The 14,742-nt window shown below is 41.4% G+C and carries 11 protein-coding genes; all 11 read right to left on the reverse strand.

The genetic code is table 11. The features are described 5' to 3' along the window. Positions 1-2: 2 nt before the first annotated feature. Positions 3-2,456 (reverse strand): glycogen/starch/alpha-glucan phosphorylase, encoded by a 2,454-nt coding sequence (locus tag IGI76_RS10420; RefSeq protein ID WP_231434818.1) that lies wholly within the window; start codon positions 2,454-2,456, stop codon positions 3-5. Positions 2,457-2,573: 117 nt separating this feature from the next. Next, positions 2,574-4,007 carry a glycogen synthase GlgA gene (gene glgA / locus IGI76_RS10425; protein WP_231434819.1) on the reverse strand — a complete coding sequence of 478 codons (1,434 nt, stop codon included), beginning with the start codon at positions 4,005-4,007 and terminating at the stop codon, positions 2,574-2,576. Further along, positions 4,004-5,155, reverse strand: coding sequence for a glucose-1-phosphate adenylyltransferase subunit GlgD (gene glgD / locus IGI76_RS10430; protein ID WP_016610808.1), 1,152 nt, complete (start codon positions 5,153-5,155; stop codon positions 4,004-4,006). The genes glgA and glgD overlap by 4 nt, the downstream gene beginning before the upstream one ends. Continuing rightward, the gene (locus IGI76_RS10435; RefSeq protein WP_016610807.1) at positions 5,145-6,287 is read right to left on the reverse strand and encodes a glucose-1-phosphate adenylyltransferase; all 1,143 of its coding nucleotides are present in this window, start codon (positions 6,285-6,287) and stop codon (positions 5,145-5,147) included. Before IGI76_RS10435 ends, glgD begins: the two co-directional genes overlap by 11 nt. Positions 6,288-6,318: 31 nt before the next feature. Next, a complete protein-coding gene (gene glgB, locus IGI76_RS10440) occupies positions 6,319-8,265 on the reverse strand; it encodes a 1,4-alpha-glucan branching protein GlgB (protein WP_231434841.1) in 1,947 nt (648 codons plus the stop codon). 177 nt (positions 8,266-8,442) lie between these two features. Next, the gene (locus IGI76_RS10445) at positions 8,443-8,850 is read right to left on the reverse strand and encodes a hypothetical protein (RefSeq protein WP_060792227.1); all 408 of its coding nucleotides are present in this window, start codon (positions 8,848-8,850) and stop codon (positions 8,443-8,445) included. 94 nt (positions 8,851-8,944) lie between these two features. Continuing rightward, complete coding sequence (locus IGI76_RS10450) at positions 8,945-9,391, reverse strand: hypothetical protein (protein ID WP_060792226.1); 447 nt, start codon at positions 9,389-9,391, stop codon at positions 8,945-8,947. A gap of 195 nt (positions 9,392-9,586) precedes the next feature. Further along, a complete protein-coding gene (locus IGI76_RS10455; protein ID WP_081116407.1) occupies positions 9,587-10,396 on the reverse strand; it encodes a DUF1803 domain-containing protein in 810 nt (269 codons plus the stop codon). A gap of 88 nt (positions 10,397-10,484) precedes the next feature. Further along, positions 10,485-11,414, reverse strand: a complete 930-nt coding sequence (locus tag IGI76_RS10460) for a manganese-dependent inorganic pyrophosphatase (RefSeq protein ID WP_086295537.1) — start codon at positions 11,412-11,414, stop codon at positions 10,485-10,487. 94 nt (positions 11,415-11,508) lie between these two features. Then, a complete protein-coding gene (gene pflA, locus IGI76_RS10465; RefSeq protein WP_333719318.1) occupies positions 11,509-12,264 on the reverse strand; it encodes a pyruvate formate-lyase-activating protein in 756 nt (251 codons plus the stop codon). 104 nt (positions 12,265-12,368) lie between these two features. Next, positions 12,369-14,597 carry a formate C-acetyltransferase gene (pflB, locus tag IGI76_RS10470; protein WP_010749399.1) on the reverse strand — a complete coding sequence of 743 codons (2,229 nt, stop codon included), beginning with the start codon at positions 14,595-14,597 and terminating at the stop codon, positions 12,369-12,371. Positions 14,598-14,742: the final 145 nt, after the last annotated feature.

Raw genomic sequence — 14,742 nt, forward strand, 5'->3', positions numbered from 1 at the left:
CTTCAGCTAAATTCGGCTGGAGGCACCGTCTCAGTCAAGCTTGCTGCATTCGGTTCTTTGACATGGGCAAATAATGGATCGATCTGCCAAATATCTGCAGCATAATTTCGCACCGTTTCATCTGCCGAAAATTTGCCTGCATTCGCAATATTCATTAGGCTGACTTTACGCCAACGTTGCGTATCCTGATAGGCACTATCTACCCGATGCTGCGCGTCACAATAGGCATGAAAATCCTTTAATAAAAAGTATTCATCATTGTATTTCAAAAGGGAATCAAAGATTTCCCGACCTTCAACTTGAATATTCGGGATCGTCCCATCAATAAAGGCATTGACCACCCGTTGCAAGACTGGATCTGACTCATAGTAGGTGTAAGCAGAATAATTATGCTGGGCGTAATACTGATACACTTCTTCTTCCGTCAACCCAAAGATCGCAATGTTTTCATCACCGATCGCATCTCGAATCTCAATATTGGCACCATCTAAAGTCGCGATCGTTACTGCCCCATTTAGCATCAACTTCATATTGCTTGTCCCTGACGCTTCTTTAGAGGCCAATGAGATTTGTTCACTGACATCCGCTGCTGGAATGATTTTTTCTGCTAATGAAACGTTGTAATTTTCTAAAAATATAACCTTGATTTTATCATTGATGGTTTCATCATGATTGATCAGATTCGCCACTTCATTGATGACTTTAATGATCGATTTTGCGTAGTGATAGCTTGGTGCTGCTTTGGCACCAAAAATAAAGACTCTTGGATGAAACGCTGCAGTCGGATCGTCTTTGACCTCAAAGTAGAGCTTCAAGATATGCATTAGATTCAGCAGTTGTCGTTTGTACGCATGCAGGCGTTTGATCTGCACATCAAAAATTGCCGTTGGATCTACTGTAATGCCCGTTGCTTTTTGAATGTACTTTGCCAGTGCACGCTTGTTACTCATTTTTGCGTCGGCAATTTGTTGCAGAACGTTTTCGTCCTCATAATAATTTTTGAGCAGCTGCAGATCCAAGGGGTCATTGCGCCAACTCGTACCGATCGACTGATCCAGCACTTTGGCTAATGGTTGATTGGCTAGCTGAAGCCAACGCCGTTGTGCGATGCCGTTGGTCTTATTGTTGAAACGGGCAGGATAAATGAGATAGAAGTCATGGAGTACCACTGATTTTAGTAAATCAGAATGGAGCTTGGCTACCCCATTGACACTATGGCTGCCGATGATGGCTAGATGTGCCATATGGACTTGATCATCAATAATGATTCGCGTCCGATCCAGTAAGGCTTGCGGATGGACCCCTTGCATTCCTTCGACAAAGCGCCGATCAATTTCTTTGATGATCTGATCCATTCTCGGCAACACTTCTTCAATCATGCGAACTGGCCATTTTTCTAAGGCTTCCGCCATGATCGTATGGTTCGTATAACTCATGACTTTCACGGTGATCGCCCACGCTTGTTCCCAAGCAAGGCCTTCTTCATCAACTAAAATACGCATCAGTTCTGGGACACAAAGCGCTGGGTGCGTGTCGTTGATATGGATTGCTACTCGTTCACTGAGCATCGCTAAAGGCAGATTCGATTTTTTATAATAGCGAATGATACTTTGAATGCCTGCAGAAACAAAAAAGTATTCTTGCATCAATCGTGTGCGTTTGCCAATCTCGTTTGAGTCATCTGGATATAAAACAGCAGTCAAATTTTCTAAGGCTTGCCGTGATTCCAATGTCGCATAATGCGCCTCATCTTCAGCAGGAACTTCGACACTCCACAAGCGCAGTGTGTTGATGTGTTGATTCTGATAGCCAACCATCGCGGTGTCATACGGAACTGCCCGCCAGGTAAAGCCGCCTTCATAGACTGGCGCTAGTTTTCCGTCCTCTCCCGTAACGAGATAGACCTGCCCACCAAATCGAATAGGCACCGCTTTGCTTTCTTTGCGGACTTCCCAGACATTCCCAGAACGTAACCAATCATCTGGTAATTCTACTTGATGGCCGTCAATAAATTTTTGTTTAAATAATCCATAGCGATAGCGAATCCCGTTCCCATTTCCCGGCAAGCTTAATGAAGCCAGCGAGTCCATAAAACAAGAGGCCAAACGACCGAGGCCCCCGTTTCCTAAAGCCATGTCTTTTTCTGTATCCGCAACGTCATCAAGGGAAACGCCTAACTCTTCAAAAACGGCTTCCGCTTGCTCCAACAGCTGCATATTCAACAAATTGCTTTTTAGCATTTTGCCAGGCAAAAATTCGATTGAAAAATAGTACGCTTGTTTTTGATCCTCCAGCAAGAGATTTTTTCTGGTTTGACGCCAGTCTTCTGAATACATTTGCTTCACCACATTGGCTAGTGCTTGAAACAATTCCTGTGGTGAAGCTTCATCCACTTCAATCGCAAAGAGTTCATGAACACTGATTTCTAGCAGTTCACGCAATCGTTCTTTTGTCATAGGGTTACACTCCTTTTTGCATTCAATTTATAAAAAAGAAGAATCCTTGCCGCCAAAATTGCTAGTCTTACAACTAGCAGTTCTGTTGCAGACAAGGATTCTTCTGTCTTAAAACAATCAAACTTTGATAGTATTATACAACTGGATATAAAGATCGGAACTTTGATTCCAGCTGAAATCTTTTTCCATTGCTTGCTTGACCAATACGTTCCACGTTGCCTGATCAGATTGATACAATTCGATCCCTTGCTTCAAGGCATTCATCAAGTAAAATGGTGAAAACTCTTGAAAGCCAAAGCCGGTACCTTGTTTCGTGATCGGATTATAGGAATCTACCGTATCTTTCAAGCCACCGATTTCGTGAACGACCGGTAATGTACCATAACGCATCGCGATCATCTGTGACAGTCCGCATGGTTCGAAGGCGGAAGGCATCAAGAAAAGATCCGCTGCTGCGTATAACTTTTGCGCCAATGCAATATCAAAAGAAATCGCGGCAGCACATTTGTCAGGATATCTCTGAGCAAAATAGCGAAAGCCTTCTTCAAAATCATGTTCGCCAGTCCCTAGTAAGATGAACTGAACATCAAATTGCAAGAGATTTTCCATTTCTTCAAGGACCAAATGGAACCCTTTTTGAGTGGTCAAACGGCTAACAACAGAAATCAATGGGACATCTTTACGGGTAGGCAAACCAAATTGTTCTTGTAGCGCTCGCTTGTTTTTAGCTTTTCCTGATAAATCTTCGACACTGAAAGGATAGTCCAAATGAGGATCGGTTTCTGGATCGTTCATTTCGTAATCAATTCCGTTTAAAATGCCGCTGAGTTTGCCGCTTTCCATACGTAAAATCACTTCAAGCCCACAGCCAAACTCAGAGGTTTTGATTTCTTCACTATAGGAAGGACTGACCGTCGTGATGCGGTCCGCATACAAGATTCCTGCTTTCATAAAGTTCAAGCAATCGTTTAAACGTAGTGTGCCATCATCGTATCTCTCAGTCCCCATACCAAAAAGATCTGGTAAAATATCGCGACTATACCACCCTTGAAACCCAATGTTATGGATCGTCAAAACGGTGCGTATGTTTTGATACGCTTGAATCCAATGATATTTTTCTTTGATCAAGAAGGGAATCATCGCCGTATGGTAATCATTGACATGCACGATGTCTGGAATAAATTCAATGCGTTCCATCATTTCGATCACGGCTAATTGGAAGAAAGCAAAGCGTTCCCCATCATCATAAAAATCATAGAGCCGTTCGCGGCCAAAATAGTAGAGATTGTCTATGAAATAATAGGTCACAGAGCCTAGAACTAATTTTTTGATCCCACAATATTGCTTGCGCCAGCCGACCGCCACTTCAAAGGAAAAACAATCTTCCATTTGCTCCTGGTATTCAGCAGGCATTTTCGTGAAATAGGGTAAGACCACAATCGTCTCGACGCCTTTTTTGACCAATTCTTTTGGTAATGCCCCTGCAACATCCCCTAATCCGCCTGTTTTAAAAAATGGGGCGCATTCCGCTGCTGTAAACAGAACCTTCATGCGCTTGCCCCTCCAATAACGTCTTGGGTCACATGAGAATTTTTCTTAATGACGATTGGCGTTTCTTTGGTTCCTTGCACTTTGACACCTTCTGCGATGGTCACATTTTTATCTAGGATCGCATAAGAGACTTCGGCACCTGCTTTGATCTCATTATTTCCGAAGATGATCGCTCCTTTGACTTTTGCTTCAGGATGGATCTTCGTGCGGCGGGCAACGAGTGACTGTTCGACCGTTCCTTCCACGATGCAGCCAGAAGCAAAGTGGCTATTTTTCACGTCAGATGTTTCTGAATAATACGTTGGCACTTCGTTTTTCAGTTTGGTATAGATCTTTTGATTCGAATAAAGCAACGACGTAAATTTATGCACATCGAGCATATCCATATTTGTTTGATAGTAAGAAGAGATGTCATAAATGTTACTTAAGTAACCTGTGTACTCATATAGACCTGTATTTTCAACAGCGATCATTTCTCGTAAAAATTGACCGAGGTCTGCCGTTGCGCCAACTTTTTGCCCCTCTTTTAGCGCAGCGATCAGACGATCTGTTTGAATGATAAAAATATCCGTACATAAGTTGACAAGGTCACTGACCTCACCTTTTTTCGCTTGGATCGCTTCTTCTAAGTGACCTTCACTGTCTACATTGAACAACAGATCACTTTCGCAAACATTGTCACTGCTGATGCGTTTGTATACGACGGTCATTTCATTGCCTTGTAGCTGATGGATTTTCAGCAAGGCACGCAAATCAATGTTGCATAAGACTTTGCTGCCCATAAATACGGTATGATCCGATTTGGATTTTTCCAAATAGTCGATGACATTATAATAATACTCTTGTCCTTCTGCTTGCTTTTTCAATGAGTCTTGGAACAGGTGAATAAAGAAACGATTTTGTACGCCGTCCAAGTTCCACTCTTTTCCGCCACCGATATGATCGAAGACCGACTGCGTTTCTCCTTCATTGAAAATCATATAGACTTGTTTGATATTGGCATTTTCGATACTTGAAAGATTAAAATCTAACAAGCGATATTTGCAGTCAAACAATAAAGTCGACAGCGGACGGTTTTCTGTTAATGGCATCAAGTCTTGGTATCGTTGCAGATTCCCTAAAATCGCACACATTTTATTAGTTCTCATCAATCGTCACCCCTAAAATTTCAGAATAGCCGACTACGGCAATTTCGTCTGTTCCATCGATCTCTGCATCGTCACCAATCACTGCATTTTCCCCAACGATCACTCGGTTTAATTTAACATTTCTACCGATCACCGCTCCAGGCATGATCACGCTGTCCTTGATCGTCGATCCTTCTTTCACCTGCACATTTTCTGATAAAATACTGTGCTCGATTTCCCCTGCAACATAACAGCCATCCATCACGAGAGAGTTTCTCGCAGCCCCGGTCTCAGTCACAAAATGTGGTGGTGCGATTGGGTTTTTAGAAAATACTTGCCAACTTTTATCCCGAATATTCAACTCCATTGCTGGATCAATAAATTCCATATTGGCTTCCCACAATGAATCGATCGTTCCTACGTCTTTCCAATAGCCAGAGAAGCGATAGGCAAAAACGTTGTCGCCGCTTTCGAGATAAGAAGGAATGACATGTTTCCCAAAATCGACCATTTCGCCATCTTTTGTATAGTTACTCAACAGCATACTGCGCAGACGACTCCAATCGAAAATATAGATCCCCATTGAAGCGAGATTGCTTTTTGGTTCGGCTGGTTTTTCATCAAATTCGATGATACGGTCATTTTTATCGGTGTTCATGATTCCGAAACGCGAGGCATCTTTCATCGGTACTTCGAGAACTGCAACCGTCAATGAAGCATCATTTTCTTTGTGTTTTTCCAGCATTTCTTCATAATCCATTTTGTAGATATGGTCCCCTGATAAAATCAAGACATATTGCGGGTCCATCTCATCGATATAAGCGATGTTTTGATAGATCGCATGGGCGGTTCCTTCAAACCATTTTTCGCCTTCTGAATTTGAATATGGCTGTAAGATCGTCACACCGGTACTAATTCCATCCAATCCCCAGCTTGCACCATTTCCGATATGGTTGTTTAGTGCTAATGGCTGGTACTGAGTGACAACACCCACATTTTTGATTCCTGAATTGACACAATTACTCAACGTGAAATCGATGATCCGATATCTGCCACCAAATGGAACCGCTGGTTTAGCAATATTCTTTGTTAATTTCCCTAATCGAGTCCCTTGTCCCCCTGCGAGGATCATTGCTAACATCTCTGTTTTCATTTCGTTTGGTGATCTACTCACCGTTCCCCCTCTACTCTTTTTTTTGTACTTTCTTTACTGCTTTTTTTCGAGTCATTTTGATTTTTTCTGGTTTGATGATTAAAGCCCCAAGTGCAGGCAAAATTGTTTTGATTTGATAGTCGTATTGCTTAAAAGGGGTATTACTGGTCTGGCAGTCTGGGTTATTCGCCACCCAAGTTCCACCAAATACATCCCGTTCCGTGTTTAAAATCTCGCGATACGTTCCTTCGTATGGCACGCCGATCGCAAAATCGTGACGCTCCACTGGTGTCAGATTGACAACCACGATCAAGAAATCTTTTTTCGTTTTTCCTTGTCGTAAGAAAGTCAATGTCGTTTCATCTAAGTTGTCTGCATCGATCACCATCAATGAATCTTCTTGATCATCCAATTCCCAAAGGGCTCGTTCTTCTTTGTATAATTCATTCAAGGTCCGGGTGAAGAACTGCATTTTTGCATTGAATGCGTCGTTTAAATCGACCCATTCAAGACCATGATCATATTTCCATTCTAAAAACTGTCCCCATTCACTACCCATGAATAACAGTTTTTTCCCTGGATGCATCATCATGTACGTATAGAGATTTCGTAGTTGTGAAAACTGTTTGTAGCGGTCTCCCCACATTTTGTGCATCAAACTTTTTTTGCCATGAACCACTTCGTCATGGGAGAGTGGCAAGATATAATTTTCTTGCATCCGATACATGAAAGAAAAAGATAAAAGGCTTAGATGATCTTTACGGAAAATCGGGTCCATTTCGTAAAAACGCAGGACATCATTCATCCAGCCCATATTCCATTTGTAGTCAAACCCGAGAGCGCCTCCTTCGACCATTCCTGTTATTTTGGTCTCGGAAGTACTTTCCTCTGCAATCATGACAACTGCAGGATGGGCTAACTTGATGACTGAATTGAGCTTTTGTAAGAAATAGTACCCTTCAAAATTCCGATTGCCCCCTTCGTGATTCGGTTCCCATGGACCTTCATCATAATCGCGATAGATCATGTTGGAAACGGCATCTACCCGAATACCATCAATGTGGTAAAATTCGATCCAGAACAATGCACTTGAGATCAGAAAGCTTTGGACTTGCGGTTTGCCTAGATCAAAGTTGATCGCACCCCAGCGAACATTTTTCGCACGGTTTTCATCCATGTATTCAAAGGTCGGCGTGCCATCATAATAGGCAAGACTGTCATCATTGACACAAAAATGTCCTGGCACCCAATCAACGAAGACACCTATATTTTCCAAATGACAAGCCTCTACAAAGTCTTGAAATTCTTCTGGTGTCCCATAATAGGAGCTAAGTGCAAAGTAACCAGTCAATTGATAGCCCCAGGAGGTTCCTAAGGGATGTTCCATCAAAGGCATAAATTCGATATGGGTGTAGCCCATTTTTTTCACGTAAGGAATAAGTTCATCTTTTAATTCGGAGAAGCGATAAGGGGTGCCATCTTCGTGGTGCTTCCAGGAGCTGGCATGAACTTCATAAATATTAAGAGGTCGATTAAATGTTTTTTGTCTTTTTTTCCGTCCTTGCCATAACCCATCCCGCCATCTTTTTTGTGGGATCGAATGCAACACGGCAGCAGTTCCTGGTCGAGCTTCAAAATGGACAGCAAAAGGATCGATCTTCAATACTTCTCGTCCATTTGATTGTTTTACTTTGTATTTGTAAAGCTGTCCTTCTTTTACTTGGTTGGTCTCAATTTCCCAAACACCGGATTCCGTCCTTTTGTTCATCGGCAAGGTATCCGTCCATTGGTTGAAGTCGCCAACAAGCCAAACTTGCTGAGCATTTGGTGCCCAAACGCGAAACACGTAGCCATCATCTACTTGATGGGCGCCTAAGAAATGCTGTACATAAAAATTTTCACCACTCAGAAAGTCTTTTTCCGCAGTCAGTACCTGTTGTTTGGTAACCACTCTCTCATCAGTCCTCCTCAAATTCATTTTGATCGCTGACTGAAATGCCAACGACCTTGTTACGCTCTTTCATCTTTTAGAAATCGTTTCAAATCAACTACATCTCTCTATCTAGCATAGCATAAAACACTGCGCTAGTAACGCAATAACCCTAGTTGCCAACAAATAATCTTTGACAGAAAAAAACAGCTTGAACGTATCTGTTCAACCTGTTTCAGCTCTACTTTTTAGCTTTTGGAAAATGAAGTATGTGACTACACTTAACTGAAACAAACTTGCCAAAAACAGGATGAAAACAACCATCACCGGAAGTGTCTCAGTTAATTCAACATATGCCAGCAGTGTCCCAAATGCAGAAGAGGCGGAGCAAAAACACCAGAATCGAAACCCATAAAAACTCGTCACTACGGTATAAAGACTAATGATCCCCAGTAAGAAAAACTGAGTAAACCGGTCAAATACCGTGTCGGTATAATAAATTTCACCTAACATGACTTGGATCGTACCAAAACTAGTTGGTACTTTATAAAGCGTCAGCAATGCACCGATCAAACTGAATGCACCAATCAAAAGATGACTGCCAGCTAAGCTGATTCGAATGTTTAGTTTCACGCGTCCTTCACAACCTTCAATCTTCGATCCTTTTATGAAAACAACTGCTTCAACAGCCGTTTTCTTTCTTCGCTAGAGCCGAAATCATCTTCTATTATTTTGCCTGCCAAAGCACTTTTACTTGTCCGTCAGTGTAAACTTTATAGGCTTTATTTACAGCAAATGATTTACCAGTGTGACCAATCAAGTAATAATTCCCATCACAGTCAAACTCAGTCTCACTCAATAGTTTATAACTCGTTACAGGACCATCAGCCATTTTCTTTGCTAAGTAACGCATGGCATGAGCTGGATTCACTAGATAGTTTTGCTTGACTAGCCAATCAATGATCACGGAAACGATCGTATTTGCCCCAAACCGTTCCTTTTGTTTTAACGCAAGAATGAGATCGCCATCAGAAAAACGCGTTTCATCGATCCCCGCTTTTGTAATTGCTTGTCGAGCAGCTTCTATTTCTGACATTGATACGAACGTAATCATTTCTGCTTTCGTTTTGTTTTGTTCCAACTGTTCAAAATCAACCGTTTTATATCCTTCCATTTTTATATCCCCTTTCAAAGTTCTAGAATCATCATATCATCAAGAAATCAAAACTCCAAACAAAACGATTGTTGTTTTTTAATTTTTATTCATCAAATTATCATTTGAAGAAATAAAAAAAAGCTGCTAGAATCGAATCTAGCAGCTTTTAAATAGTTAGAAAATTTAAAACAAATAACATAATTATTAGAAATTCTAATTATTATTGAAATAAAGCGTATTGTATGAACCTGATTTTTTTGCCAAGTGAGCAATCACAAGCCGTTGGACGAACAGATCCTTTTCAGAAGTCTGATAACGACCGTTTTTTAGATTATCACAATTTATTTCTTCCAGCAAGAAATCTACCTCGGAACTAACGATTTTCAACTGTTGAAGTGATTCCAGAAAAATACTCGGACGGACTTTTTTGTTTTTACGAATGCGTTCAAGGATCACACTCACTTGGTCTAAGTAATAGACTGGATCGACATCACCGATCAAATCCATTAATTCATCATAGATCGCAAGAGTACGCAACTGTTCATTCGCTTCAAAAAAAGCCGGCAGTGTCGGTGGCCACTGTGTTTCTGAGTAAGAGATCAACTGAAACTGTTCATGGCTCAATGCATAGACCGCTCCTTGTTCAACCCCTTGCAGACAACCATAAAAGTATTTATTTTCAACACTTGACGAAGCAAAGCTTTTGATAAACCCAGCGATTTCTTGTGTTGACCAATTGCGCGCAGCTTGATAGAAATCATCACTTACTTGTATCTGCTGTTGATCATGTTCAGTATAGATGGGAAAGCCTAAATAATAGCGTCGTTCTTGACGGATGATCAACTTTTCTGCGATCAAGCGGTCAAGAATTTTATCAAATGAACCATCTGTAAACTTCGCTTTTAACGCTCGTAGTGTCGGCGGCTCTTGGCTATTTAATAGCTCCTCTACCAATTCATGGAATTTCGAAGATTCCAGTATCGGTTGCAATGAGCGAAAGTGGGGACTATAAAAAAATTTCACTGCGTGTACTCCTTATCCAAACAATCATGAAAAATGCTGGCTTGATCTACCAAAACAGATCTCACCAGCATTCAGACAGTTAGCTTAATTATCCTTCAAAAACCTCTGTTAATTGAGGTACGATTTGTTTTTTACGAGAAACGACACCAGGTAAAAACGCACGATTGTTGGTTAATGTCGTTTTAAAGGCTGCTTCTACTGGGGCAGTTGGTTCACCAACGACTAGCAGCTCAGAATTACTATCTAAGATATCAGTGGCAACCAGCAAGAACAGATCATAGCCATTTGCTGCCATTGAATCCTTCATAGCCGCTTCCAACTCTGCTTGACGGTCAAAGACTTCTTTTAGATCAACCGTGTTGACTTGTCCGATACGGATGTTTTTAGCACCCATTGGGAAGCTTTTGGCATCTAGGTCCAGCAATTCTGCTGCTGATTTCGTTCCAAGATTCGTACCAGCTTTTAACATATCTAATCCATAGACTTCCAGTTCTACATCTGCTATAACGGCTAGTTCTTTGGCTGCTGTTACGTCTTCGTCGGTACATGTTGGTGATTTAAACAACAATGTATCAGAGATGATCGCTGAGAGCATGATTCCTGCGATCGCTTTTGGAATTTCCACTTGATTTTCTTTGTATAATTTCAACACGATCGTACTTGTACAACCGACCGGCTCTGCACGATAATACAGTGGATTTGCCGTTTCAAAGTTAGCGATACGATGATGATCAACTACTGCCAATACAGTGACATCCGTAATATCCGCTGCACTTTGTTGAAATTCATTATGATCCACTAACATTACTTCTTGGGTTTCCTTTGCCACTGAATCGATCACCCGAGGGGCAGTTAGGCCAAAGGTATCTAACGCAAATTGTGTCTCTTCATTCGGTGTACCAAGCGCTACTGCTTCACAATCTTTTCCAAGTTGATTTTGTAAATTTGCAAAGGCAATTGCTGCACCAATGGCGTCGGTATCAGGATTTTGATGACCGAATACTAATATTTTCGACATTTCTTCATCGCTCCTATTTCAATTGATATTCACTTTCTAATCATAGTAAAAAAACAGGAAAGAAGCAATAGCAATCTCTTCTTTCCTGTTTTGATCAACGGGTTAAGTAACCTTTATAGTCGTCTACATGAAGCAAACGCTTGGCATTTTTCACCCGATCTTCTGTTGGTGGTTCGATCCCTTCAAGGGGATATTTCAAACCAAGCTCATCCCACTTGTATTTCCCCATCGTGTGATAAGGCAAGATCTCTACTTTGTCGACATTCTTCAGTGTTTTGATAAACTCATCCAAACGGATCAAAAATTCATCATAGTCGCTTCTAAAAGGAACCAGCACGTGACGAATCCAGACAGGTTGATTGATCTCTGAAAGATAATTCGCCATATCCAAAATATTATCATTGGATTGAGTAGTTAGCTCTTTATGGGCTTTGTTATCGATGTGCTTGATATCAAACAATAACAAGTCAGTAACGGTCATCAGCTCTTGAAACTTGCTAAAAAATGGTTCTTCCCGTGTAAATGGTTTTCCACAAGTATCTAATGTCGTGCTGACACCTTCTGCTTTGGCTTTACGAAACAGATCGATCAGAAAGTCCATCTGAAGCAATGGTTCCCCACCACTGACGGTGATCCCACCTTTTCGTCCCCAGAATTCGCGATATTTCAATGCCTCTTCTAAGACATCATCAGTCGTTCGTTCGACACCGGTGCCAATCTTCCATGTATCTGGATTATGACAAAACTGGCAACGCATGCGGCATCCTTGCATGAATACAATAAAACGGATACCTGGTCCATCTACTGATCCAAAACTTTCTGTTGAATGTACTTGTCCTGTTACTGCCATAATGCTCTTCCTTTCTTCGAAACGACGGATGACCACGCTCCGTCTGATACTTTCAAAACAAGAGGCGGCGGATTTTCCCGTCCGCCGCCTGAAGTTGTTGCTTATTACATTGCTTCGTGCATTGTACGAGCAATCACGTCATCTTGTTGTTCTTTTGTTAATTTAATGAAGTTTACTGCATAGCCAGATACCCGAATCGTTAATTGTGGGTATTTTTCTGGGTGAGCTTGCGCATCAAGCAATGTGTCACGGTTAAATACGTTGATATTTAAGTGGTGACCACCTTTTGCTGCATAGCCATCTAGCATTGTTGCTAGGTTTTCTTGTTGTGTTTCGTCGTCACGTCCTAATGCTTTAGGTACGATTGAGAAGGTGTTTGAAATACCATCTAATGAGTAATCATATGGTAATTTCGCAACTGATGAAAGACTTGCCAAAGCACCATGCGTATCGCGACCATGCATTGGGTTTGCACCTGGAGCAAATGGTGCGCCTGCACGACGTCCATCAGGAGTGTTCCCTGTTTTCTTACCATAAACCACGTTAGAAGTGATAGTAAGGATCGACGTTGTGTGTTTTGAATCACGGTATGTTTTCGTGCGTTTTACTTTTTTCATGAAGGCTTTCAACAAGTTGACTGCGATATCATCTACGCGGTCATCATTGTTTCCGTATTTCGGATAATCGCCTTCGATTTCGTAATCTTCAACAATGCCGTTTTCATCACGGATCGTACGAACTTTGGCATATTTGATCGCTGATAATGAGTCAACTGCAACAGAGAAACCAGCGATACCAGTAGCCATCGTACGTAAAATGTCTGTATCTTGTAGCGCCATTTCAATGCGTTCATAAGAATATTTGTCGTGCATGTAATGAATGATGTTCAATGTGTTCACATACAGATCACAAATCCAGTCCATCATTGTGTCATATTTTTCCATTACTTCGTTGTAATCCAAGTATTCAGAAGTAATTGGTTGGAATTTTGGTCCAACTTGTGCTTTTGATTTTTCATCGACCCCACCGTTGATTGCATACAACAATGTTTTCGCTAAGTTGGCACGAGCACCAAAGAATTGCATTTGTTTCCCGATGCGCATTGCGGATACACAACAAGCGATTCCGTAGTCGTCGCCCCAATGTCCACGCATCACATCATCATTTTCATATTGAATCGCTGATGTTTGGATCGACATTTTCGCACAGAATGTTTTGAAGTTATGAGGCAAACGTGTTGACCATAAAACAGTCAAGTTTGGTTCTGGCGCTGGACCTAAGTTTGCTAAAGTGTGTAAGAAACGGAAGCTGTTTTTCGTTACCATGTGACGTCCGTCTTCACCCATACCAGCGATTGATTCAGTTACCCAAGTTGGGTCACCAGAGAACAGTGCGTTGTAATCAGGCGTCCGAGCAAATTTCACAAGACGTAGTTTCATGACGAAATGGTCAACGATTTCTTGTGCTTCTTCTTCAGTGATCACGCCATTTTTCAAATCGCGTTCAACATAAATATCAAGGAAAGTTGACGTACGTCCCAATGACATTGCTGCACCATTTTGCTCTTTGATAGCTGCTAAGTAACCAAGATATAACCATTGGAATGCTTCTTTCGCCGTTTGAGCAGGTTTAGAGATATCAAATCCGTAAATGTTTCCTAATTCTTTCAATTCGCTTAAAGCACGAATTTGTTCACTCAATTCTTCACGTTGGCGGATAATGTCTTCAGACATCGTTCCGTTTCCGCAATACAATAGGTCTTGTTGTTTTTCTTTGATCAAGAAGTCCACACCGTATAATGCCACACGACGGTAGTCACCAATGATTCGGCCACGGCCATAAGCATCAGGAAGACCTGTGATTACACCAGAACGGCGCGCTGCTCTGATTTCAGGTGTATAAGCATCAAAAACTCCTTGGTTATGTGTTTTACGGTAGTCACGGAAAATATGTGAGACTTCCGCATCAATTTCATAGCCGTAAGATTCTGCTGCTTGTTCTGACATGCGGATGCCGCCAAATGGTTGCAAGCTGCGTTTAAATGGTTTTTCCGTTTGGAAACCAACAACTGTTTCTAAGTCTTTGTCTAAGTAGCCAGGTCCATGAGAAGTGATCGTTGAAACGACTTTTGTATCCATATCCAATACGCCGCCAGCTTCACGCTCTTGCTTGTTCAGTTCCATGACTTGATCCCATAGCTTCGTCGTTGCTTCAGTAGCATCTGCTAGGAATTCATCTGTTCCGTCATAAGGTGTGTAGTTTTCTTGGATGAAGTCGCGTACGTTTACTTCTTCTTTCCAAGTTTTTCCTTTAAATCCATTCCATTGTTCCATTTGATGGACCTCCTTAAATTTTCTGTTCACTAATGTAACAGCTTTACGTGAACAGTATAACACACACCTTAATGATTGCAAGCATTTTCAAGAATTATTTTTAACAATTTATTTTTTTTTAAGATATTAATTACTAAAAATGTTG

The organism is Enterococcus sp. DIV2449a, from assembly GCF_051711225.1.
Lineage (GTDB): Bacteria > Bacillota > Bacilli > Lactobacillales > Enterococcaceae > Enterococcus_D > Enterococcus_D casseliflavus.

What these genes read in the sequence shown, in the direction of transcription:
- glgB (WP_231434841.1), bottom strand. Translation starts at nt 8,265, where the DNA reads ATGAATTTGAGGAGGACTGATGAGAGAGTGGTTACCAAACAACAGGTA.
- IGI76_RS10420 (WP_231434818.1), bottom strand. Translation starts at nt 2,456, where the DNA reads ATGACAAAAGAACGATTGCGTGAACTGCTAGAAATCAGTGTTCATGAA.
- pflB (WP_010749399.1), bottom strand. Translation starts at nt 14,597, where the DNA reads ATGGAACAATGGAATGGATTTAAAGGAAAAACTTGGAAAGAAGAAGTA.
- glgA (WP_231434819.1), bottom strand. Translation starts at nt 4,007, where the DNA reads ATGAAGGTTCTGTTTACAGCAGCGGAATGCGCCCCATTTTTTAAAACA.
- pflA (WP_333719318.1), bottom strand. Translation starts at nt 12,264, where the DNA reads ATGGCAGTAACAGGACAAGTACATTCAACAGAAAGTTTTGGATCAGTA.
- IGI76_RS10460 (WP_086295537.1), bottom strand. Translation starts at nt 11,414, where the DNA reads ATGTCGAAAATATTAGTATTCGGTCATCAAAATCCTGATACCGACGCC.
- IGI76_RS10450 (WP_060792226.1), bottom strand. Translation starts at nt 9,391, where the DNA reads ATGGAAGGATATAAAACGGTTGATTTTGAACAGTTGGAACAAAACAAA.
- IGI76_RS10435 (WP_016610807.1), bottom strand. Translation starts at nt 6,287, where the DNA reads ATGAAAACAGAGATGTTAGCAATGATCCTCGCAGGGGGACAAGGGACT.
- glgD (WP_016610808.1), bottom strand. Translation starts at nt 5,155, where the DNA reads ATGAGAACTAATAAAATGTGTGCGATTTTAGGGAATCTGCAACGATAC.